The sequence below is a fragment of the Sphingomonas sp. Leaf20 genome (assembly GCF_001421535.1).
Taxonomy (GTDB): Bacteria; Pseudomonadota; Alphaproteobacteria; order Sphingomonadales; family Sphingomonadaceae; genus Sphingomonas.
In genome coordinates this window covers 148,219-169,578 of sequence record NZ_LMKN01000008.1, presented here as the reverse complement: position 1 = coordinate 169,578, position 21,360 = coordinate 148,219, and the positions used below count along the sequence as shown (strand labels likewise).

Below are 21,360 nucleotides of genomic sequence, written 5' to 3'. Positions count from 1 at the left end.
CTGTTTGCGGGACCGGGGCCTGGCCCCGGTCCCAACTTTTCCTGTCTCGATACCGCCTATTGCAGGGCGCGCCCGGCACGCCCGGCCAGATCGACGACATATTGCCACGCGACGCGCCCAGAGCGGCTGCCCCTGCGCGTGGCCCAGTTCACCGCCTCCGCGGGATCATGGGCAAGCCCGTAACGCTGTGCATAGCCGGCGACGATCGCCAGATACCCGTCCTGATCGAGCGCATGGAAGCCGAGGCTGAGCCCGAACCGATCCGCTAGCGCCAGATGATCGTCCACCGCATCGCGCGGATTGATCGCGCTTTCCTGCTCGGCGATGTCGCGCGGCGCCAAGTGCCGGCGGTTCGCGGTCACGACCAGCCGGACGCTATTCGGGCGCGGCTCTGACCCGCCCTCGAGCATCGATCGCAGCGTCCGCGCCTCGCCCGGTGCCTCGAACCCCAGATCGTCGACGAAGACGACGAACGGACGTGCGACCCCTGCGAGTCGCACGAACAGATCGGGGAGCGTCCGCACGTCGAACACCTCGACGATCGCAAGACCCGCACCGGCAGGCAGCCCGGCATCCGCATCCGCCTGCACCGCCGCCACCGCGCTCTTGACGAGCGCCGACTTCCCCGTCCCGCGCGCGCCCCACAGCAACACGTCATGCGCCGCATGCCCGCGCGCCAGTCGCCCCAGCGTCTCGAGCAGCGCCGCCTTTTGCCGGTCGATCCCGACCAGCAGGTCGAGCGGCACCGGCGCAAAGCCGCGAGCGACGTCGAGCACGCCCTCACGCCAGACATAGGCCGGGTGCGCGCACAGATCGACCATGGGAGGGGGTGGCGGGGACAGCCGCTCGAGAGCAGCCGCGATACGGTCGAGGGGATCGGTCATCGCGCGGTAGTGACGACGCGCGCCGGATCACACAAGCGTCAGCGCAGTTCCGCCAGATGGGAGGCGATCACCCCGTCGCCAGGCGCGAGCCTTGCCGCCTTCTCGAGAAGCTGCCGCGCGCCGTCGCGTGCCGTCGGGCCCGCCTCGACGTCCGCTGCCAGCGCGACGCCATAGGCATCCACCACTGCCGCATTCATCGGCGCGAGCGCATAGGCGGCGCGTGCATAGCGCAGCGCGACCGCATCCGCCCCCCCGCCATCCTCGCCATCCTCGCCCTCGCGCGCCGCCACCGCGCCATAGGCACGCGACAGATCCGCCAGCAGCAGCGCATCGCGGTTGCCGAGCTGGTGCCGAACGGCTTCGAGCGTCTCGATCGCCGCCGCCGCCTGCCCCGCCCCGAGCTGCAGTCGGCCGAGGACCCGCCGCGCGGCAACGCTCTGCGGGTTCTGTGACAGATAAAGCGCCAGCGCGGTCGCAGCCTGCTCGGCCTGTCCCGCCCGCCCGAGCGCATCGACCAGTCGCAGCATCACCGGCTCGTCGAACCGCAGGTTGGCCGCCCGCACGTAGACCGGTGCCGCCTCGCGGTAACGCCCCGCCACGCTCAGCGCGTCCCCCAGCGCGAGCAGCGCGGCGGGCGCCCCGGGACTTGCAGCGGCCAGCGTCCGCGCACGGGCAATCGCACCGGCATGATCGCCCGCCTGCGCACGACCGCGTATCGCTGCGAGCATCAGGCTCGGCACGTCGGGGGTGCGTGCGACATCGGCCTCGAGCGTGCCGATCTGGTCGTCGATCCAGAACGGCTCGGACGCACCCGTGGTGGCGCGACCGGCGCGGTCGAGATACGCCGCCACCGCCGCCGCATCGTCGGGGGTCTCGGCAACGGCGCCAAGCGCGCGCGCGAGCAGCGTCAGCGCATAGCTGTCCGCATCGCCGCGCGCACCGATCGGTCGGAGCATGTCGAGCGCCGCACGCGGATCCCCCGACCGGAGCAATGCCGCACCGAGCAGCCGGCGGACGCCGACGTTCAGCGGCTGCTGCCGTGCCAGGCCGCGCCACATCGCGCTCGCCTGTTCGAACTTGCCCTCGGCATAGTCGAGCGACCCGCTGAGCAGGATCGCACCGGGCAGGCCGTCGATCGCGCCGCCGGTCTTCTGCAACAACGACCGCGCGAGCTCGATCCGCCCGGCGCGCGCGGCGAGGACCGCCTGCAGGTACAGCGCCTGCGGACTTCCCGGCCGCGCCAGCTGGGCGCGCCGCGTCGCCGCGAGCATCTCGGCATAGCGCCCGGCATCGCCCAGCGTCGCCGCATATTCGATCAGCGCGGGGTGATAATAGGCATCGGTCGCCAACGCGCGCTCGAACCACGGCAACGCCGCGATCAGGCCGTACCGCAGCCGTATCACCTCGCCCTGCATCGTCAGCGCGGCGGGCTCGCGTGGCAGCAACGCCACCGCCTGCGCCGCGGCGGCGGCGGCGCTCCCGACGTCCCCCGCGTTCAGCGCCAGCCGGCCGAGCGCGGTCCAGCCCGCACCGTCGCGGGGCTGTTCTTCGACCTGCCGCCGCAGGATCGCCCGCGCCGCCACGGTATCACCCTGCGCCGCCATCGCCTGCGCACGAACGCGTTGTGCCTCAGCGGCGTAGCGCGGCCCCGCCTGGTCGGCCGCGTCGATCGCGCCGGCGGGATCCGCCTGGAGGAGGCGCGCCCGCGCCTGCAGATGATAGAGCCGGTCCGCCGCGACCCCGGTGTCACGGGCGCGCACGAGTTCGGCCTCTGCCGCCAGACCGTCGCCAAGCTCGAGGTCGGCGCGTGCAAGCACGGCGTGCGCGATCGCCATCGCGGGTGCGGCGCCGATCGCGGCCTGTGCATTGCGCCGCGCCGCGCTGTAATTGCCCGCGGCCAGCGTCGTGCGCGCATCGGCGAGCGCCGTTCGCGCACCCACTTTGGGGCTCCGCGTCGCCAGAACCGCAACGCCCGCGACGACCACGAGCGCGAGCAGCGCGATCGCCAGCAACCGCAGCCGCATCGGCGTGAAGACGCGCGTCCACCGGACGACGCGCTTCCGCCGGAGCAGGGGATACGGCGTGTCAGCCATGCAGGTCATAGCTTTTGAGCAGATCGTACAGCGTCGGCCGACTGATCCCCAGCATCCGCGCCGCGCCCGAGATGTTGCCCTCGGCACGCGCCAGCGCACGGCGGATCGCCTCGCGGTCGGCGACCTCGCGCGCCGCGCGCAGGTTCAGCGCATCCGCGTCGTCGGCGGTGCTGTCGAGATCGAGATCGGCTGCGGTGATCAGCTTGCCGTCCGCCATGATCACCGCGCGCTTGATCCGGTTTTCGAGCTCGCGGACGTTGCCGGGCCAGCCCCAGCCGTCGATCGCGGCGCGCGCATCGGCGGCGAGGCCGGTCACCCCTGTGTTCATCGCCTTGGCATGTTTGAGGATGAAGTGACGCGCCAGCACGCCTGCATCGCCGCTGCGTTCGGCGAGCGTCGGAATCCGGACGACGATCTCGGCGAGCCGGTAATAGAGATCCTCGCGAAACCGCCCCGCCGCGACCATCGCGTCGACATTCTGATGCGTTGCGCAGACGATCCGCGTGTCGACGGCGATCGCCTTGCGCCCGCCGACGCGCTCGATCACCCGTTCTTGCAGGAATCGCAGAAGCTTGACCTGCAACGCGAGCGGAACGTCACCGATCTCGTCGAGGAACAGCGTGCCGCCCGCGGCCTGTTCGATCTTCCCCTCGGTCGTCTTGATCGCGCCCGTGAACGCGCCCTTCTCGTGCCCGAACAGCTCGCTTTCGAGCAGCGTCTCGGGAATCGCGGCGCAGTTGATCGCGACGAACCGGCCCTGCGCGCGCGGCGATGCATCGTGCAGCCCGCGCGCCAGCAGTTCCTTGCCCGTCCCGCTCGCACCGAGCAGCATCACTGAGACATCGGCGGGCGCGACCCGCTCCAGCGTCCGCGTCACCGCCGCCATTTCGGGCGACGCCGCGATCAGGCCGCCAAAGCCCGCATTGGCGTTGCGCGCCGCGAGCCGCCGGTTTTCCGCTTCGAGCGCATGGACGTGGAACGCGCGTGCGACGATCAGTCCGAGCGCATCGATATCGATCGGCTTGGCATAGAAATCCCAGGCGCCGTCGGCGATCGCGGTCAGCGCGCTTTGCCGGGCACCGTGCCCCGATGCGACGATGACCTTGGTATCGGGTTTGAGCGCGAGGATTTCGCGCAGCGTTGCAAAGCCTTCGGTCACGCCGTCGGGATCGGGTGGCAGGCCGAGGTCGAGCGTGACGACCGCGGGCTCATGCGCGCGGACCGCGTCGATCGCCTGCGCCCGGTCGCTCGCAACGACGATCTCATAGCCGTCATACACCCAGCGCAGCTGACGCTGCAGTCCGATATCGTCCTCGACGATCAGCAAGACCGGCCGCGCCCCGCCCGAAGACCCGTCGCCGCTCATGCCGCTACCTCCATCACGTCCGCGATCGGCAGGCGGATGCGGAACCGCGTCCCCTCTCCCTCATGGCTGTTCACCTCCAGCGTTCCGCGCATCTCGCGCACGAGTTGCAGCGCCTCGCAAGCCCCGATCCCGAACCCCGTCGGCTTGGACGAGACGAACGGCTTGAACAGCTGGTCGCGGACGAACCCCGCGCTCATCCCGCACCCGTGATCGACGACGTCGACGACGACCGAGCGCCCGGCCGTCTCGACCGACAGCAGGACCGCGTCCCCCGCCGCACTCGCCTCGATCGCGTTCTGGACGAGATGCCCGAGCACCTGTTCGAGCCGCCCCGCCTGCGCGGTCGCGAACGTCGCCGCCGATACCCGCGTCGTGACGGGGTGCAGCAGCCGGTGCGTTGCCGCGACGCGTTCGATCAGCGCGCCGACCTCGATCGGCTGCACCGGTTCGTCGCGCGTGACATGATGCTGCGACAGGCGCGCGAGCAGGATGTTCATGCGGTCCGCGGATTCCTTCAACGTCGCGATCATGTCGACGCGGAATTCCGGGTTTTCGGCATGGCGTTCGGCGTTGCGCGCGACCAGGCTCAGCTGGCTGACGAGGTTCTTGATGTCGTGGAGGATGAACGCGAAGCGGCGGTTGAACTCGTCGAAGCGCTGCGCATCGGCGAGTGCGCTGTGCGCGCGATCCTCCGCCAGATAGCTCGCGGCCTGGCGGCCCGCGACGCGCAACAGGTCGAAATCCTCCCAGTCGAGCGAGCGGTCGACGGGCGGCCGCGCGAGCACGATCGCCCCGACCATCGTGCCGCCGTGGACCAGCGGGACGATCGCCCACGCCTCACGACACGCGAGCAGCCAGCCGGGGATGCGCGACCGCGTCTCGTCGGGGGCGCTGCCGTTGCGGATCGAATCGAGTTCGACGATGTGCGCGCGTTCGTGCAGGTCCAGCGCGACCGCGGCGTCGGGATCGGCGTCATGCCCCCCATGCGCCCAGTTCCAGCCGGTCGCCGTACGCAGCGCGCCGTCGCGATCGCCATCGGCTACCAGCAACAGCCCCGCAGGCGATGCGGTGATGTCCGCGACCGCCTTGATGACGCGGCATTCCAGCGTCTCGGCGGTCCGGCCCGGCGATCCGAGCGTGTCGGTAAAGCGCTGCCACTCGGCGCGGTAGTCGTAGCGATGCCGGAACAGGTGCTTGGCGACCGTGACCTGCGTCCAGGCGCGCAGCCACGGCGTCGCCAGCAGCGTCAGCAGCGCGGCGGTCGATCCGCAGATGATCGCGGTCTGGACGAGGCGCGCATAGGGCCCGGCATAGCTGTCCGCGACCTGCGTCGCGACCAGCGTCATCCCGCCATAGAGGATCAGCGCGATCGCGCCGAGCGAGCGGGTCGCAATCGGCCGCGACAGCGCCAGCGGTGCATCGCCGCTGCGATTGACCGCGACGAGCAGCGCCAACGCCACTCCGATCATCACCAGGCCCCGGGTCAGCATCACTGCACCGGCCTGTGTCGTCCCTATCAAACTCACCCCGAACGTCACGAGATCGACCGTCCACAGCACCCCCAGCGCGATCAGGACGAGGCGTATCCGACCCGCGCCCACAGCGGCGGCGGCATGCGCCTGATAGAGGTGGTTGACGAGGACGAGCGCGCTGACCGCGACCATCATCCCGAAGACCAGCCGCGCGCTGTCGAGCGCGGCGAGCGCGCTCTCGGGCATCGGCACCAGCGCGACGACGGCCATCCCCGCGGCGATCACCGCGGTTGCGATTACAGCGACATACACTGCGCTCAGCGCGAGCGTGGCGGCCCGGTCGCGTCGCGCCAGCGCGAACATGAAGCCCAGCCAGGCGATGTTGCGCGCGCTCTCGGCGATCCGCGTGCTGACGTCGCCCGCGCCGATCCCGGACACCGCGAGCGCGCATAACGCGCTCAACCCCAGCGCCGCGACGAACGCCGCGCGCGGCCAGGTCCCCGCCGGACGCCGCGCCTGCATGACCGCCAGCAGCCCGAACAACAGCCCCGCAAACGCGTGGCTCCACAATATTCCCGCCGCCATCATCACCGCGCCCCGCCCGGCCAAATCACCACCCGAAGCGTCTGCAACAGGATCAGCATGTCGAGAAACGGCGAATAGTTCTTGGCGTAGTAAAGGTCATATTCGAGCTTGTGCCGGGCATCGTCGATCGACGCGCCATAGGGATAGTTGATCTGCGCCCAGCCAGTGATGCCCGGCTTCACCATGTGCCGCTCGGCATAATAGGGTAACTGCTCCTCGAGCTGGTCGACGAACTGCGGCCGTTCGGGGCGCGGGCCGACGAAACTCATCTCCCCGCGCAGCACGGTCCATGTCTGCGGCAGCTCGTCGATCCGCACCTTGCGGATCAGCCGGCCGATGCGCGTGATCCGCGGATCCTGCTCCGCCGCCCATACCGCTTCGCCCGCAACCTCCGCATCCTGCCGCATCGATCGAAGCTTCAGGATGTCGAAATCCTGATTGTACAGCCCGACGCGCCGCTGCCTGTAAAAGGCCGGCCCCCGCGACTCCGCCTTGATCGCCAGCGCCGTCAGCAGGATCACCGGGAGCGTGATCGTAAGCAGGATCAGGCTGGCGACGATATCGAACGCCCGCTTGAACACGCTCGACAACATCCGCCCGCTCGCAAACCCGTCGGAGAAGATCAGCCAGGACGGGTTGACGCTGTTGAGATCGATCCGCCCGGTCTCGCGCTCGAGAAAGCTCGAGATCTCGCTGACCTGGACGCCGGTCGTCCGGACGCGCAGCAGGTCCTTCAGCGGCAGCGCGTTACGCCGCTCCTCGAGCGCGAGCACGACTTCGCTCGCATTGTGATCGACGATGTGCGCCGAAAGATTGGGAATGTCCTCGCGGGGAATCGCGCCGTCAATCACCGCGCCGGGTTCGCCCATCGCGACGAACCCGGCCACGACGAAGTTGATGCCCGGCTGTTCGGAAAGTGCCCGTATCCGCGCCGCCCGCCTACCTGCGCCCAGCACGATGATGCGCCGCTTGAACGTATCGCCGCCAAAGGCCCGCCCGAGCACGGCCCGTACCGTCACCAGCAGCACCGCTGCGATCACCGTCGCGTACAGGAGGTTCGACCGCCAGAACGTCAATGCCGGTACCAGAAAGAAGATGAGCGACAGGAAGATGACGCCCAGCGAGAACGCGACGGCAAGACGTGCCGCGGCGAACCGCAACGACAGGAACGACGCCACACCATAGGCCCCCACCGCAATCAGCGCGATCTGCAGCGAGGCGGCAAACGTCACCAGTTGTGCGATGCGCGTCGATATCGGCTCGACCTCCATCCCGATCTGCCGGGCGCGAACGACCCAGCCGATCTCGGCGGCGCAGATCAGGAGAATCGCGTCGACAAAGCCAAGCAGCAGGACCGCATAGGGGACGTAATGTTTGAAGAGCCTGACCATGGCTTGGCGCATCCCGACAGGGTGTCTGTAAACGCAACCGACACGTGGGCGTTCGTTTGACAGAATTTCACCAACAAACTCTGAATATGATCCGAAGCTGGCGGGCTTGACGATTGGCAGGGCCGGAATGGCCGTTATAGGTCATGGCCGATGGAGGATGCATGACGGTTCGAACGATTATTCCGGTGATTCTGTCAGGCGGCTCCGGAACACGGCTGTGGCCGATGTCGCGACCCGAGATGCCCAAGCAGATGCTTGCGCTTACCGCCGAAGAAAGCATGCTGCAACTGACCGCGGGCCGCGCCCGGGGCGAACGCTTCGCCGCGCCGATCGTCGTGGCGAATGCCGCGCATGCCGATCTGGTCGAGGAGCAGCTGAAGACCGCAGGTGCCGAGGCGCAGGCGCTGATCCTCGAACCGACGGGGCGCAACACCGCGCCGGCGATCGCGCTGGCGGCGATCGCCGCGGGTGAGACGGGTGCCGGCAGCGGCGATGCGCTGCTCGTCATGCCGTCCGATCACGTCATCGCCGACCTGCCCGCCTTCCACGCCGCGATCGCCGCGGCGTTACCGATGGTCGCGCAGGGCTGGCTGGTGACGTTCGGCATCGCGCCCGACGCACCCGAGATCGGCTATGGCTGGATCCAGGTCGGCGAGGAACTGGCCGCGGGCGTCCACCGCGTCGCGCGGTTCGTCGAAAAGCCGCCGCTCGATAAGGCGCAGGCGATGCTCGCCTCGGGCGATCATGCCTGGAATGGCGGCATCTTCCTGTTCCGCGCCGACGCCTATCTCGCCGCGCTCGCGCAGCATGATCCCGGTATCTTGGTCGCGACGACCGATGCGATGAGGCTCGCCCGCCGCGAAGGCACGCGGATCTATCCGGATGCCGAGGCCTTTGCGGCGTCGCCCGATGACTCGATCGACTATGCCGTGATGGAAAAGGCGGACCGCGTCGCGGTGATACCAGTGGCGATGGGCTGGAACGACGTCGGCAGCTGGGACGCGCTGCACGCGATCAGCGAGCGTGACGAGCATGGCAATGCGCATCGCGGCGATGGCGATGGCAGCGTGCTGGCGATCGATACGAAGAACTGCCTGGTGCGCAGCGACGGCGTCAAGGTCGCGCTCGTCGGGGTCGAGGACCTGATCGTGGTGGCGAGCGGCAACGACGTGCTGATCATGCCGCGCGGTCGCAGCCAGGAAGTGAAGAAGCTGATCGCGGCGATGAAGGACCGCTGAGGCCTCTTCGCCAATACTCGAAACGGACAAAGGGCCGGGGAGCGATCCCCGGCCCTTTTGCTTTGGGTCGTCTTGGTCGGAACGGAGGACCGGCAAAGCCGGCCCTTTTCGTCGGACGGGACTGGGGGCTTTCGCCGCCCAGCCCGCCGGCCGTCCTGATCTTGTGTCCGGGGCAGGTTGCCCTGCCCCGGTCCAAGATCAGAAGTCCATGCCGCCCATGCCGCCCATGCCGCCGCCGCCGCCCATGGGCATGGCGGGCTTGTCTTCGGCCATTTCGCTCACGGCCGCTTCGGTCGTGATCAGGAGGCCTGCGACCGATGCTGCGTTCTGCAGCGCGGTGCGGACGACCTTGGTCGGATCGATCACGCCGGCTTCCACCAGGTTCTCGTAGGTGTCGGTCGCGGCGTTGAAGCCGATGTTCGAGTCGTTGCCGTCGAGCAGCTTGCCCGAAACCACCGCACCGTCATGACCCGCATTCTGCGCGATCTGGCGAACCAGAGCCGTCAGCGACTTGCGGACGATGTCGATACCGCGCGTCTGGTCTTCGTTCGCACCGGTCAGGCCGTCGAGGACCTTGGTCGCGTACAGCAGCGCCGTACCACCACCGGGGACGATGCCCTCTTCGACGGCTGCGCGGGTTGCGTGCAGCGCGTCGTCGACACGATCCTTGCGCTCCTTGACTTCGACTTCCGACGAACCGCCGACCTTGATCACCGCAACGCCACCGGCGAGCTTGGCGAGACGCTCCTGGAGCTTCTCCTTGTCATAGTCGCTGGTCGTGTTCTCGATCTGCTGACGGATCGCTTCGGTGCGGCCCTTGATCGAGTCATGATCGCCGGCACCGTCGACGATGACGGTGTTGTCCTTGTCGATCGTGACGCGCTTGGCGGTGCCGAGCATGCCGAGCGTGACGGTCTCGAGCTTGATGCCGAGGTCTTCCGAGATCATCTCGCCCTTGGTCAGGATCGCGATGTCCTCGAGCATCGCCTTGCGACGATCGCCGAAGCCCGGTGCCTTGACCGCTGCGACCTTCAGGCCGCCGCGCAGCTTGTTGACGACGAGCGTGGCGAGTGCCTCACCCTCGATGTCCTCGGCGATGATCAGGAGCGGACGACCCGACTGAACGACGGCTTCCAGGATCGGGAGCATCGCCTGCAGGTTGCTGAGCTTCTTCTCGTGGATCAGGATGTAGGGATCCTGAAGCTCGACGGTCATCTTCTCGGGGTTGGTGATGAAGTAGGGCGAGAGATAGCCGCGGTCGAACTGCATGCCTTCGACGACGTCGAGCTCGAATTCGAGACCCTTGGCCTCCTCGACGGTGATCACGCCTTCCTTGCCGACCTTCTCCATGGCTTCGGCGATCTTCTCGCCGACTTCACGGTCGCCGTTGGCCGAGATGATGCCGACCTGCGCCACTTCCTTCGAACCCGAAACCGGCTTCGAACGCGCCTTGACGTCCTCGACGACCTTGACGACGGCGAGATCGATGCCGCGCTTGAGGTCCATCGGGTTCATGCCCGCCGCGACCGACTTCATGCCCTCGCGGACGATGGCCTGAGCAAGAACAGTTGCCGTGGTGGTGCCGTCACCGGCGATGTCGTTGGTCTTCGAGGCCACTTCGCGCAGCATCTGCGCGCCCATGTTCTCGAACTTGTCCTTGAGCTCGATTTCCTTGGCGACGGTGACGCCGTCCTTGGTGATGCGCGGTGCGCCGAAGCTCTTGTCGATGACGACGTTGCGGCCCTTGGGGCCCAAGGTCACCTTGACCGCGTCGGCGAGGATGTCGACGCCGCGGAGGATGCGCTCACGCGCGTCACGACCGAATTTTACGTCCTTGGAAGCCATGTCAGCTGCCCTTTCAGAATTTTTGCGTCACCCCAGCGGACGCCGGGGTCTTGCAGTAATTGGGAGACCCCAGCTTGCGCCGGGGCGACGGGAAGGTGGTTAGCCGACGATCCCGAGGATGTCCGATTCCTTCATGATGAGGAGGTCCTCACCGTTCACCTTGACCTCGGTGCCCGACCACTTGCCGAACAGGATCTTGTCGCCGGCCTTGACGTCGAGCGGCGTGATCGTGCCGTTCTCGGCGCGGGTGCCGGTGCCGATGGCGACGACTTCGCCTTCCTGCGGCTTTTCCTTGGCGGTGTCGGGGATGATGATGCCGCCAGCCGTCTTCTCTTCGGCTTCGAGGCGCTTCACCAGCACGCGGTCGTGCAACGGACGAAAGTTCATGGGATCCATGTCCTTTAGGTTTGTGACAGATTTCTGGCACTCGACGATATCGAGTGCCAACAGCCGTCATATGTGCCGCCCCCCGACCATCGTCAACGGGCGTCGAAACGAAAATCGCGTCAATCGGTACAATCCGCGGGTCAGGCCGAGACGAGCCCAAGCCGCTCGCGTCGCGACCAGCGCCACAGCAGCAGCACCGATACCACCGCAAGGCCCGCGAACAGCCCCCACCACACCCCCTCGCCTGAAAGCGGCGTGCGGAAGCCGAGCAGGATCGCGGTGCCGAAGCCGATCACCCAATAGCCGAACAGCGCGATCAGCATCGGCGTCCGGGTATCCTGCAACCCGCGCAGCACGCCTGCCGCGACCGCCTGCGCGCCGTCGACGAGCTGGAACACTGCGGCCACGCCGAGGAACCGCAGCGCGAGCGCGACGACGACCGCGTTCTGCGGCAGGTCGGGATCGACATAGACGCCGATCATCAGCCGCGGCACCGCCCAGATCAGCAGCGCGCTGGCCGCCATGAAGCCGATCCCGACGACCAGCGCGACATTGCCCGCGCGGCCGATCCAGACCCGGTCCTGTGCGCCATACGCCATGCCGACGCGGATCGTCGCCGCCTGCGCGACGCCGAACGGCACCTGGAACGCGACCGCGGCGATGTTCAGCGCGATCGCATGCGCCGCGACCTCGGCGACGCCGATCAACCCCATCAGCAGCGCCGCGCCGCCGAACAGCGCGCCTTCGAAGATCCAGGTCAGCATGATCGGCGTGCCGAGCCGGACGATCTCGTGAAAGCGCGACCATTCGGTCCGCCACCAGCGACCGAACAGGTGGAAGCGCCGCAGCCGCCGGTCGGTCGTCAGGATCACGCCGTACGCGATCATCATCACGCCGAGGCTGGCAACGCTGGCGAGCGCCGAGCCCTCCAGCCCGAGCGCGGGGAAGCCGAGATTGCCGAACACCAGCAGCCAGTTGCACGCGATGCCGACGAGCAGCGACAGCCCGGTGACGAGAAACGCCCAGCCCGGCCGGCCGAGCGCCGCCGCCGCGGTGCGCATGACGCCCGCGAGCACGCCGGGCAGCAGTGCAAAGGCGATGATCGTCATGAACCGGCCGGCGCGACGCGCGACCTCCGGGTCCTGCCCGGCGAGCCGCATCAGCGTTTCGCCCTGCGTGAGGACCAGGATAACGGGGAGCGAGCCGAGGATGCCGAGCCACAGCGCCATCCGCACGCTGCGCCGAACCTCACGCACCGCATGCGCGCGACGGCCGAGTTCGGCAGCGATCAGCGGCGCCGCCGCGCTGGTCAGCCCGATCAGCGCGAACATCAGCAGGTTGAAGACGAACACGCCGAGCGTCGCGGCGGCAAGATCGACCGTGCCGAGCCGCGCGACGAAGATCACGTCGACCGCGGACACCGCCATCTGGATCAGGTTCGCCCCGACCAGCGGGCTGGCCAGCCGGAGCAACGCGTAGAATTCGGCGCGGGCGTCGGCCGGCGCCGGACCGGTGGCGATGGGAACGGGTTCGATCACCCGCTCGCCCCTAGCCGGATTTGTGCAGGGAGGCACCCGCGATATGCCCTGCGCGCGACGCCGGGTGGACGACCCGTTGTGACTGGTCGGGAGCCGCGGGGCCGGGGTCGGCCTGCTGGGTTCTGGATCCTGACTTTCGTCAGGATGACGGGGGGGTGGGTCAGGAGATGTTGCGGTGACGGCGCGGGGGCGGGGTGGGGGCGGGCCGTGAGGGTCATGTCGGCCGGTGCGAGCGGTGTGCGGCGCGCGCGGAGGAGCGCTTTCGTCCCGCCCCCTCCACCGTCATCCTGACGAAAGTCAGGATCCAGGGTTACGCAGCGCTGCCCTGCTTGGCTCTGGGTCCTGACTTTCGTCAGGATGACGGTGGGGGGTGGCGCTTCCGGATGGCTGCGGTGAATCAGGTGCAGGACACGCGGATCGGCTGGGCCCGGAATTGGATAAGCGTATTGCTCCCGCATGACACACACGGCTATCGTCGCGGCAAAACCGGCATCGCCGGCATCGGATCAACCGGCATGGCCGGTACGAGGAGACGCAGGTGAAGCTGGTACGCGGCGCATGGAAGCTGTTGGTCGGGATCAAGGACGCGCTCGTCCTGATCGCGATGCTGCTGTTCTTCGGTCTGGTCTTCGCGGCGCTCAACGCGCGGCCGGGGACCAAGGCGATCAAGGACGGCGCACTGGTGCTCGACCTCGATGGCTCGATCGTCGAGCAGCCCGCGGAGCCCGCCGCGTTCGCGTCGCTGTCGGGACAGAACACGCCCAAGCAGTTCCGCCTGCGCGACGTCGTCCGCGCGATCGATACCGCGCGGACCGACAGCCGGGTCAAGGCCGTCGTGCTCGACCTCGACGGGTTCACCGGCGCCTATCCCGCCGCGCTGGGCGAGATCGGCGATGCGCTCGCGCGCGTCCGCGCCGCCAAGAAGCCCGTGCTCGCCTATGCGACCGCCTATACCGATGGCGGATACCGACTGGCGGCGAATGCCAGCGAGATCTGGGTCAACCCGCTCGGCGGGACGCTCTTCATGGGGCCGGGCGGCAACCAGATCTTCTACAAGGGGCTGATCGACAAGCTCGGCGTTAACACGCACGTCTACCGCGTCGGGCGCTACAAGTCGTTCGTCGAGCCCTATACGCGCACCAGCCAGAGCGACGACGCGCGTGCCGCGAGCCAGGCGCTGTACGGCACGCTGTTCGACCAGTGGCGCGAGGCGGTCGCCAAGTCGCGGCCCAAAGCGCAGATCGCGCAATTCGTCGCGCGTCCCGACGCCGCGGTGCTGGCAACCAACGGCGATATCGCAACCGCCAACCTGCGCGCGGGGATCGTCGACAAGCTCGGCGACCGGACCGCGTTCGGCAAACGCGTGGCCGAGATCGCCGGCGTCGAGACCGGCAAGCCGGTCGGCGCCTATGCGAAGATCACGTACGACGCCTGGGTCCGCGCGAACCCGCTGCCGACGGGGGGCGATGCGATCGGCGTGCTGACCGTCGCGGGCAACATCGTCGACGGCGAGGGCGGCGCGGGCACCGCCGCGGGCAAGACGATCGAGAAGGCGATGCTCGACGGGCTGGCCAAGAAGAACCTCAAGGCGCTGGTCGTGCGCGTCGATTCGCCGGGCGGGTCGGTGCTGGCGTCGGAGCAGATCAGGCTCGCGATCCTCGAGGCGAAGAAGAAGGGCCTGCCGGTCGTCGTCTCGATGGGCGGAATGGCGGCATCGGGTGGCTATTGGGTGTCGACCCCCGCGGACGCGATCTTCGCCGAGCCGGGCACGATCACCGGGTCGATCGGCATCTTCGGGATCATCCCGACGTTCGAGAATGCGCTCGCCAAGATCGGCATCACCACCGACGGCGTGAAGACGACGCCGCTGTCGGGGCAGCCCGATATCGTCGGCGGCACCACGCCGATGTTCGACACGCTGATCCAGGCGGGGATCGAGAATGGCTATCGCCAGTTCATCGCGCGCGTCGCGGCATCGCGCCATCTCAGCCCGGCGCGCGTCGATGCGATCGCGCAGGGCCGTGTCTGGGATGGCGGCACCGCACGCCAGATCGGACTGGTCGACCGGTTCGGCACGCTGAAGGACGCGATCGACGAGGCGGCGAAGCGCGCCAGGCTCGACCCGACCAAGGTGCATGCCGAATATCTCGAAAAGCCGCCGGGCTTCCTCGCGCGGCTCGCCAGCGACTTCGATGCCGGCGATGACGACACCACCACCGGCAGCGACGCCTTTGGCCGGATCGCGGTCGAGCGTCGCCAGATGGTCGCGCGCGCGCTGGGCGACATGAAGCGGCTGGCGAGCGCGGGGTCGATCCAGGCGACCTGCCTCGAATGCGGCGGGATCGGCCCGAGCGCGGGCGATGTCAGCGACGCGCGGCTGCTCGACCTGCTGCTCGCGCGGATCGGGTTCTGACGCGTCGCTTACGGGTCGGCGCGCTCCGCATAGGCGGGTAGCGCGAGGTGATAGCGGATCGCGAGCGCGCGCAAGGTGAACCCTGCGCTCGCCGCGATCACCGCGGACCAGCCGACTGGGAGCCCCAGCAGGACGAGGATGACATAGGTCGCCGACGCCAGCGCGGCGGCGGTGACGTAGAGTTCGGGGCGCATCAGGATCGACGGCTCGCCCGCCAGCACGTCGCGGATGATCCCGCCGACACAGGCGGAGATCACCCCCATCAGCGCCGCGGGCACCGGTGGAACGCCGTAGCCCAGCGCCTTGGCGGCGCCAAAGACCGCATAGGCGGCGAGCCCGACCGCGTCGAACCAGCCCAGCGCCTCGTCGCGCCACCACCGCGCGGGCGTCGTCCAGATCAGCGTCGCGACGAACAGGCACATGCTCGCTGCCCGCGCGTCGTGGATCCAGAACACCGGCGCGTCGATCAGCAGATCGCGAACGGTCCCGCCGCCGACGCCGGTGATGAGTCCGAAGAAGATCAGCGTGACGAAGGTCTGCCCGCGCTTGGCCGCGGCGAGGGCGCCCGACGCAGCGAACACGGCGAGCCCGGCCAGATCGAGCCAGCGCGCGGCGGCGGGGAGGATTTCGGGCGGGAGGATGGCGACGGGCAGCATGGACAGCGGCGTACCCGCTCCCGCGTCGCGCACAAGCCGGGATCGCGACTGGACGCCGATGAGACCTGCGCGTTTTTTGGTCCGCCCCGGCGTGCCGTGTGGAAAACCGCCTGTGGATAGCGGGGATAAGTTGGCGGGCGGCCCGTACTGCGCTGGATGAACGCGACGTTGTTTTGGGTTCATGCAACCGCCGGTAAAGTCCGACCGTTACGCAAACAGATCATTCAAATGGGAGTAAAAACGATGCGTAAGTTGATCATGGCACTGAGCGCGACCGCCCTTGTCCTGCCGACGATGGCAGTGCCGATCTCGGCGGCGGATGCGCAGCGCGGCAAGCGTGAGTGGCGCGGGCGCGATGGCCGCGTCTATTGCAAGAAGAACAACGGTACCACGGGTACGATCATTGGCGGCGTCGGTGGCGCCCTGCTCGGCCGGACGATCGATACGCGCGGCGACCGTACGCTCGGCACGCTGGGCGGTGCCGCCGCGGGTGCGCTCGCCGGTCGCGCGATCGACAAGGGCAGCAGCAACAACAACCGTCGTTGCCGCTAAATAAAATCACGCGCCGCCATTTGGCGAGTTGCGCGTTGAGGAGGGGTGTCGCGGGAAACCGCGGCGCCCCTTTTTCATGTCCTGGAAGGAAGAACGATGACCACACGCAGCGGTTCGGCCAAATATGACGGCCTCGGCAAGAGCGGCAAGGGCCATGTCTCGACACAGTCGGGCGTGCTCTCGGACAGCCCCTATGGCTTCAACACGCGGTTCGAGAACGAGCCCGGTACCAACCCGGAGGAGCTGATCGCCGCCGCGCATGCGAGCTGCTTCACGATGGCGCTGAGCTTCGCGCTCGCGGGCAAGGGCTATGAGGCGGGCACGCTCGAGACCAGCGCGAAGGTGACGCTCGACAAGGACGGCGACGGGTTCAAGATTACCAAGTCGGCGCTGACGCTGAACGCCAAGGTCGAGGGTATCTCGCCCGAGGAATTCGAGGCGATCGCCGCGGATGCCAAGGCAAACTGCCCGGTGTCGAAGGTCCTGAACGCCGAGATCACGCTCGAGCACACGCTCGCCTGATCGGACGACGTGTCCCTGACGGCCGGCTGAACGAATCGTAGTTTGCGGTTCACGCAACTCCGGACGGCAGCCGGCCGTTCATCGCGCAAGACAGTCAGGAGACATTTGATGCGTATCGCGCTTCTTTCGGCAGCACTCGCGGCGACGGCATTCGGCGCGCTTCCCGCCACCGCGCAGTCCACGGTTCGCGGCGCCAACCAGAAATATAACGACCAGGTCCGCGATGCGCGTCGCGACTATCGCCGCGACGTCCGCGGCGCCGATTCGCGCGGCGACGTGCGCGATGCACGTCGTGAGTATCGCGACGAGGTGCGCGACGCGCGCCAGGATCGCCGCGGTGACATTCGCGACATCCGCCAGGATCGCCGCAACGACGGGCGCAACTGGCAAAGCTATCGCGGTTATGACCATAACCGCTTCGAGCGCGGGCAGCGCGGCTATTTCGCCGACCGCTATTACCGTGATGGCCGTTATTATCAGGAGCGTCGGCTTGGGCGTAACGACCGCATCTATCGCGGCGGCAACGGCCGTTATTACTGCCGCCGCAACGACGGCACGACCGGGCTGATCATCGGCGGTCTTGCCGGCGGCGCGCTCGGCAACGTGATCGCGGGCGGCGGGTCGCAGCTGCTCGGCACGCTGATCGGTGCGGGCGGTGGCGCCGTGCTCGGCCAGTCGATCGATCGCGGCAACGTGCGCTGCCGCTGATCCGCGCGATACACGACGTGATGGGGCCCGGTGGCGACACCGGGCCCTTTTTCATGGGATCAGATGATGCCGCCGCCGAGCATCAGCCGGAGCGCGAAGATGATGATCAGCACGATGTTCAGGTTGCGCCCGGCATTGCCCGACGAGAGCGCGCCGACCGACGCGCCGACGATACCGATCGGAATGACGAGCCAGTTCATCCATCCGAGCAGCGGGATGAACGCGACGAGGCCCAGTGCGAGGGTGACGAGGCCGATGAGGATCGAGACGATATTGAGCATGCTCCCAACATGGCGAGTCGCGCCGCCCGCGACAAGACAAGCGCGGCGAACCCCTCTCTGCCGCTCTCGCGACCAAAAACGCTTTCTTCACGCCCGCCGGTGCATAAGGTCCGCGTGATGATACGCTCCCTCCCCGTCGTGGCGATGATCCTCCCGCTTGCGCTGGTCGCGTGCAACAAGCCCGCGGTCGATCAGCAGGACCTTGCCAGCCTCGATGCCGAGCTGACCAACGGCAATGCGGACGACCCGGCACTCCGCGCCGCGCTTGCCGATCAGATCATGGTCGACCCCGCGCTGACGCAATCGTCGAACGACGACGTGATCCGCCCGCCGACCCGCCCCGCATCGGGCGCGATCCCGCCCGACATGATCATCCGCCGCGGTGATCCGGTCGATCCGCGGACGCTGAAGCGTGCGCCTGCGCCCTCGACCGACTGTCCCGACTGCAAGGCCGCAGACGGCGCGCTGACGCTCGGCGCGCTTGCCGAACGGCAAGGGACGCCGAACGCCGCGGCCTGCGCGCGCGCCATCGGCTATGGCGCGGGCTGGGCGAACCGGCTGCCGGCCGATCTTCCGCTCTATCCCGATGCGCGGCTGTCCGAAGCGGCGGGTGCGGACCAGCAGGGCTGCCGCCTGCGTGTCGTCAGCTTTTCGAGCGGCGCGGCGACCCAGCGCCTGCTCGATTATTACTACACCAAGGCCAGCACCGCGGGCTATTCCGCGGGGCACAGCACCGATGGACGCCAGCACGTGCTGGGCGGCGTTCGCGGCGAGGATGCGTATGTGGTGTACGTGACCCCGCGCGCCGACGGCGGGAGCGACGTCGACCTGGTGTCGAACGCGGGACGCTGACGAGCCGAAGCCGGAGCGCGCGCAGGATCGACCGGGCAGCCACGCCGACACGTCGCCAGGCCGTACCCCACGCGCCCCGCCAACGCTGCTTTCCGTTTTGTGCGATTCGCGCTAGGGCGCGGGCATGTCTCCCCTTCTTTACGTCATGGTCGGTGGTGCGGTCGGATCCGGCGCGCGCTATCTGACGGGTCGCGCGATGACCGCGCTGCTCGGTGCGGGCTATCCGTTCGGCACGCTGGCGGTAAACCTCGTCGGCGGGCTGCTGATGGGCGTGCTCGTCGGCGTGCTCGCGCGCAATGCGGCGCCCGAGGGCTGGCGGCTGCTGATCGGCGTCGGCGTGCTCGGCGGGTTCACGACCTTTTCCTCCTTCTCGCTCGACGTCGTCACGATGGCCGAGCGTGGCGCGCCGGGCCTCGCGCTCGGATATATCCTGGTGTCGGTGATCGGTTCGATCGCCGCGTTGTTCGCGGGTCTCTCCGCAGTAAGGGCCGTCGCATGACCGCGGGCAAAAACGATAGCGATACGAACTTTCGCGAATACAATGTCGGGTTCGACGATGACGGCATCCGGCTCGACCGGTGGTTCAAGCGGCATCTGCCCGAGACGAGCTTCACGACGGTGGCGATGTGGGCGCGTACCGGCCAGCTGCGCGTCGACGGCGCGCGCGCGACCCCGGGCGACCGGATCGCGGCGGGGCAGATGCTCCGCGTGCCCCCGCCCGAAGCCGACAAGGCTGCGGCCGATGTGGACAAACCCCGGCGCGTCCGCGAGCGCGTCATCCTGTCGGACGAAGAGACCGAGCTCGCGCAGAGCATGGTCATCCACAAGGATTTCCAGGCGTTCGTGCTGAACAAGCCGCCGGGTCTGGCGACTCAGGGCGGGACCAAGACGACGCAGCATGTCGACGGGCTGCTCGACGGGCTCCAGTATGACAATGAGGGCCGGCCCAAGCTGGTCCATCGTCTCGACAAGGATACGAGCGGCGCGCTGCTGGTGGCGCGCACGTCGCGCGCGGCGGCGTTCTTCGCTAAGGCGTTTTCAGGCCGCACCGCGCGGAAGGTCTATTGGGCGCTGGTCGTCGATGTGCCGTCGATCGAGGACGGCATGATCGAGCTGCCGATCGGCAAGCAGCCCGGCACCGGCGGCGAGAAGATGCACGTCGACGAGGCCGAGGGCGCACCCGCGCGGACGCGCTACCGCGTGATCGAGCGTGCGGGCAACCGTGCGGCGTGGGTCGAGCTGCAGCCGTTCACGGGGCGCACGCACCAGCTGCGCGTGCACATGGCGGCGATCGGGCATCCGATCGTCGGCGACGGGAAATATGGCGGCGCGGCGGCGTTCCTGACCGGCGGGATCTCGCGCAAGATGCATCTGCATGCGCGACGCATCAGGGTCGATCACCCCGATGGCGGGTCGATCGACGTGACCGCCGACCTGCCGACGCATTTCGCGGAAAGCCTGAAACAGCTGGGCTTCGACGAGAAGCTCGGCGACGCGCTGCAGCTTGACGAGAAGACGCCGCCGTCGCGTGAGGAGATCAAGTCGCGGGCGCGGGCGCATGCGAAGTCGGTGCGCAAGGAACGGCGTGGCGAGCGGCGCGGCCGCGGTGTCGTGGAGGACGTCAAGGCACCAGGTGGCAAGCCCGCGGGGCCGAAGACGGGTGGCGCGCGGACGGGCGCGGGCTCGAAGTTCGGCGCGCCGCGGAGCGGGCCTCGGGTCGAGGGCGCGAAGCCTGGCGGGCGGGGTCGTCCGGGGGGGAAGCCGAGTGGCCCGCGTACGGGGCCGGGTTCGCGCTGATCTAGCGGAGAGATCGGCACGCTAGTCTAACTCCACCCCGGCGCAGGCCGGGGCCCAATTGGAGAAGTTGCGGTAACTGAGCGATGCGCTTCGTTAGCGACGTGTCCCAATTGGGCCCCGGCCTTCGCCGGGGTGGTGGTGGTGGCTGAGGGTGCCCGCCTGACTGTTCCCCCGCGAAGGCGGGGGTCCAGGGCCACGATCGTAGCGCTGCTTGATTCCTAGGCCCCCGCCTTCGCGGGGGAACACTGGTGGGAGCGGACGCCGGGCTTACCGCATCCACCCGCGCAGCAGCCGTCGCACCCCTTCGGTCACCGTCCCGAACACCATATGCGACGCGACGCTATACAGATGCGTCGACGGCGCGGTCTTCCAGGGGGCCTCACCCAGACCCACCGCCGGCACCGCCGCCTCGTCGAGCAGCGCGGTGTTCGCCAGTGCGAACGCGGTGCCGTAGCCCGCCGTCACCGCCGGGCGGTATTCCGCCGCGACCGCATAGACGACCCCCAACCCTGCCCCGAGCGCGTAATGCACCGCCTGCCCGGCAAGCGGCTTGCGATCGTCGGGGATCTCGTGCCCGACCACCACCTGCGACACCTTGTCCGCTGCCTTCTCGGTCGCAGGTTCCGCGTCGCTGTCCAACGACGAGAGCGCGGCGACGCCGGCCTGGAAACGATCCATCACGAACGACGCGGCAAGCCCTGCGACCAGCCCTGCCGCAGCGGCGGCCCAGATGTTCGGGGTGTCGGTCGGTGCGTGCGCCATCGTGGATCTCCTGAAGTC

The 21,360-nt window shown here is 68.4% G+C and carries 19 protein-coding genes; 8 read left to right on the top strand and 11 right to left on the bottom strand.

What is annotated here, in order from left to right; all coding sequences use genetic code 11:
* Nucleotides 1-56: 56 nt before the first annotated feature.
* From ASE72_RS09080 to ASE72_RS09060, 5 genes are read right to left on the bottom strand one after another with little or no spacing between them, the layout of a single operon-like run.
* Nucleotides 57-884 (bottom strand): ATP-binding protein, encoded by an 828-nt coding sequence (locus ASE72_RS09080; RefSeq protein ID WP_056019905.1) that lies wholly within the window; start codon nt 882-884, stop codon nt 57-59.
* A gap of 38 nt (nt 885-922) precedes the next feature.
* Complete coding sequence (locus tag ASE72_RS09075) at nt 923-2,977, bottom strand: tetratricopeptide repeat protein (protein WP_056019902.1); 2,055 nt, start codon at nt 2,975-2,977, stop codon at nt 923-925.
* Nucleotides 2,970-4,343, bottom strand: coding sequence for a PEP-CTERM-box response regulator transcription factor (gene prsR / locus ASE72_RS09070; protein ID WP_056019899.1), 1,374 nt, complete (start codon nt 4,341-4,343; stop codon nt 2,970-2,972). The genes ASE72_RS09075 and prsR overlap by 8 nt, the downstream gene beginning before the upstream one ends.
* Nucleotides 4,340-6,424, bottom strand: coding sequence for an XrtA/PEP-CTERM system histidine kinase PrsK (gene prsK / locus ASE72_RS09065; protein WP_156350333.1), 2,085 nt, complete (start codon nt 6,422-6,424; stop codon nt 4,340-4,342). Before prsK ends, prsR begins: the two co-directional genes overlap by 4 nt.
* On the bottom strand, nt 6,403-7,791 hold the full coding sequence (locus tag ASE72_RS09060) for a TIGR03013 family XrtA/PEP-CTERM system glycosyltransferase (protein ID WP_056019896.1): 1,389 nt from the start codon (nt 7,789-7,791) through the stop codon (nt 6,403-6,405). The genes prsK and ASE72_RS09060 overlap by 22 nt, the downstream gene beginning before the upstream one ends.
* Before the next feature lie 143 nt (nt 7,792-7,934).
* Here ASE72_RS09060 and ASE72_RS09055 point away from each other — a divergent pair, with 143 nt between their 5' ends.
* On the top strand, nt 7,935-9,029 hold the full coding sequence (locus tag ASE72_RS09055; RefSeq protein WP_082445921.1) for a mannose-1-phosphate guanylyltransferase/mannose-6-phosphate isomerase: 1,095 nt from the start codon (nt 7,935-7,937) through the stop codon (nt 9,027-9,029).
* A 198-nt stretch (nt 9,030-9,227) separates the two neighbouring features.
* Here the strand turns inward: ASE72_RS09055 and groL are convergent, their stop codons facing one another.
* From groL to ASE72_RS09040, 3 genes are all read right to left on the bottom strand, one after another.
* A complete protein-coding gene (gene groL / locus ASE72_RS09050; protein ID WP_055873865.1) occupies nt 9,228-10,874 on the bottom strand; it encodes a chaperonin GroEL in 1,647 nt (548 codons plus the stop codon).
* 99 nt (nt 10,875-10,973) lie between these two features.
* Nucleotides 10,974-11,261: a co-chaperone GroES gene (groES, locus tag ASE72_RS09045; protein WP_056022032.1), complete on the bottom strand. Its 288-nt coding sequence runs from the start codon at nt 11,259-11,261 to the stop codon at nt 10,974-10,976.
* Nucleotides 11,262-11,401: 140 nt separating this feature from the next.
* Nucleotides 11,402-12,799, bottom strand: coding sequence for an MATE family efflux transporter (locus tag ASE72_RS09040; RefSeq protein ID WP_327196467.1), 1,398 nt, complete (start codon nt 12,797-12,799; stop codon nt 11,402-11,404).
* A 538-nt stretch (nt 12,800-13,337) separates the two neighbouring features.
* On the opposite strand from ASE72_RS09040, the gene sppA reads away from it, so the two are divergent.
* The gene (sppA, locus tag ASE72_RS09030; protein WP_056019887.1) at nt 13,338-15,212 is read left to right on the top strand and encodes a signal peptide peptidase SppA; all 1,875 of its coding nucleotides are present in this window, start codon (nt 13,338-13,340) and stop codon (nt 15,210-15,212) included.
* Between the two features lie 8 nt (nt 15,213-15,220).
* Here sppA and ASE72_RS09025 read toward each other — a convergent pair whose 3' ends face one another.
* Nucleotides 15,221-15,868 carry a trimeric intracellular cation channel family protein gene (locus ASE72_RS09025; RefSeq protein ID WP_056022027.1) on the bottom strand — a complete coding sequence of 216 codons (648 nt, stop codon included), beginning with the start codon at nt 15,866-15,868 and terminating at the stop codon, nt 15,221-15,223.
* A 243-nt stretch (nt 15,869-16,111) separates the two neighbouring features.
* Here ASE72_RS09025 and ASE72_RS09020 point away from each other — a divergent pair, with 243 nt between their 5' ends.
* The 3 genes from ASE72_RS09020 to ASE72_RS09010 all read left to right on the top strand — a co-directional run bounded on the left by ASE72_RS09020 (nt 16,112) and on the right by ASE72_RS09010 (nt 17,650).
* The gene (locus tag ASE72_RS09020; protein ID WP_200916220.1) at nt 16,112-16,420 is read left to right on the top strand and encodes a glycine zipper 2TM domain-containing protein; all 309 of its coding nucleotides are present in this window, start codon (nt 16,112-16,114) and stop codon (nt 16,418-16,420) included.
* Nucleotides 16,421-16,516: 96 nt separating this feature from the next.
* Complete coding sequence (locus tag ASE72_RS09015) at nt 16,517-16,942, top strand: OsmC family protein (RefSeq protein ID WP_056019882.1); 426 nt, start codon at nt 16,517-16,519, stop codon at nt 16,940-16,942.
* A gap of 108 nt (nt 16,943-17,050) precedes the next feature.
* Nucleotides 17,051-17,650 (top strand): glycine zipper 2TM domain-containing protein, encoded by a 600-nt coding sequence (locus ASE72_RS09010; protein ID WP_056019879.1) that lies wholly within the window; start codon nt 17,051-17,053, stop codon nt 17,648-17,650.
* A 59-nt stretch (nt 17,651-17,709) separates the two neighbouring features.
* Here ASE72_RS09010 and ASE72_RS09005 read toward each other — a convergent pair whose 3' ends face one another.
* The gene (locus tag ASE72_RS09005) at nt 17,710-17,931 is read right to left on the bottom strand and encodes a hypothetical protein (RefSeq protein ID WP_056019876.1); all 222 of its coding nucleotides are present in this window, start codon (nt 17,929-17,931) and stop codon (nt 17,710-17,712) included.
* Nucleotides 17,932-18,048: 117 nt separating this feature from the next.
* Here ASE72_RS09005 and ASE72_RS09000 point away from each other — a divergent pair, with 117 nt between their 5' ends.
* The 3 genes from ASE72_RS09000 to ASE72_RS08990 all read left to right on the top strand — a co-directional run bounded on the left by ASE72_RS09000 (nt 18,049) and on the right by ASE72_RS08990 (nt 20,580).
* Nucleotides 18,049-18,783 (top strand): hypothetical protein, encoded by a 735-nt coding sequence (locus tag ASE72_RS09000; protein WP_056022024.1) that lies wholly within the window; start codon nt 18,049-18,051, stop codon nt 18,781-18,783.
* A 124-nt stretch (nt 18,784-18,907) separates the two neighbouring features.
* A complete protein-coding gene (gene crcB, locus ASE72_RS08995) occupies nt 18,908-19,282 on the top strand; it encodes a fluoride efflux transporter CrcB (protein WP_056019873.1) in 375 nt (124 codons plus the stop codon).
* Nucleotides 19,279-20,580 (top strand): RluA family pseudouridine synthase, encoded by a 1,302-nt coding sequence (locus tag ASE72_RS08990; protein ID WP_056019871.1) that lies wholly within the window; start codon nt 19,279-19,281, stop codon nt 20,578-20,580. The genes crcB and ASE72_RS08990 overlap by 4 nt, the downstream gene beginning before the upstream one ends.
* Nucleotides 20,581-20,847: 267 nt before the next feature.
* Here the strand turns inward: ASE72_RS08990 and ASE72_RS08985 are convergent, their stop codons facing one another.
* A complete protein-coding gene (locus ASE72_RS08985) occupies nt 20,848-21,342 on the bottom strand; it encodes a DUF1440 domain-containing protein (RefSeq protein ID WP_056019869.1) in 495 nt (164 codons plus the stop codon).
* Between the last annotated feature and the right edge of the window lie 18 nt (nt 21,343-21,360).

What these genes read in the sequence shown, in the direction of transcription:
- ASE72_RS09080 (WP_056019905.1), bottom strand. Translation starts at nt 884, where the DNA reads ATGACCGATCCCCTCGACCGTATCGCGGCTGCTCTCGAGCGGCTGTCC.
- ASE72_RS09055 (WP_082445921.1), top strand. Translation starts at nt 7,935, where the DNA reads ATGGCCGATGGAGGATGCATGACGGTTCGAACGATTATTCCGGTGATT.
- ASE72_RS09060 (WP_056019896.1), bottom strand. Translation starts at nt 7,791, where the DNA reads ATGGTCAGGCTCTTCAAACATTACGTCCCCTATGCGGTCCTGCTGCTT.
- ASE72_RS09075 (WP_056019902.1), bottom strand. Translation starts at nt 2,977, where the DNA reads ATGGCTGACACGCCGTATCCCCTGCTCCGGCGGAAGCGCGTCGTCCGG.
- ASE72_RS08990 (WP_056019871.1), top strand. Translation starts at nt 19,279, where the DNA reads ATGACCGCGGGCAAAAACGATAGCGATACGAACTTTCGCGAATACAAT.
- ASE72_RS09005 (WP_056019876.1), bottom strand. Translation starts at nt 17,931, where the DNA reads ATGCTCAATATCGTCTCGATCCTCATCGGCCTCGTCACCCTCGCACTG.
- groL (WP_055873865.1), bottom strand. Translation starts at nt 10,874, where the DNA reads ATGGCTTCCAAGGACGTAAAATTCGGTCGTGACGCGCGTGAGCGCATC.
- ASE72_RS09020 (WP_200916220.1), top strand. Translation starts at nt 16,112, where the DNA reads ATGCGTAAGTTGATCATGGCACTGAGCGCGACCGCCCTTGTCCTGCCG.
- crcB (WP_056019873.1), top strand. Translation starts at nt 18,908, where the DNA reads ATGTCTCCCCTTCTTTACGTCATGGTCGGTGGTGCGGTCGGATCCGGC.
- ASE72_RS09010 (WP_056019879.1), top strand. Translation starts at nt 17,051, where the DNA reads ATGCGTATCGCGCTTCTTTCGGCAGCACTCGCGGCGACGGCATTCGGC.
- ASE72_RS09000 (WP_056022024.1), top strand. Translation starts at nt 18,049, where the DNA reads ATGATACGCTCCCTCCCCGTCGTGGCGATGATCCTCCCGCTTGCGCTG.
- groES (WP_056022032.1), bottom strand. Translation starts at nt 11,261, where the DNA reads ATGAACTTTCGTCCGTTGCACGACCGCGTGCTGGTGAAGCGCCTCGAA.
- ASE72_RS09025 (WP_056022027.1), bottom strand. Translation starts at nt 15,868, where the DNA reads ATGCTGCCCGTCGCCATCCTCCCGCCCGAAATCCTCCCCGCCGCCGCG.
- prsR (WP_056019899.1), bottom strand. Translation starts at nt 4,343, where the DNA reads ATGAGCGGCGACGGGTCTTCGGGCGGGGCGCGGCCGGTCTTGCTGATC.
- ASE72_RS09015 (WP_056019882.1), top strand. Translation starts at nt 16,517, where the DNA reads ATGACCACACGCAGCGGTTCGGCCAAATATGACGGCCTCGGCAAGAGC.
- ASE72_RS08985 (WP_056019869.1), bottom strand. Translation starts at nt 21,342, where the DNA reads ATGGCGCACGCACCGACCGACACCCCGAACATCTGGGCCGCCGCTGCG.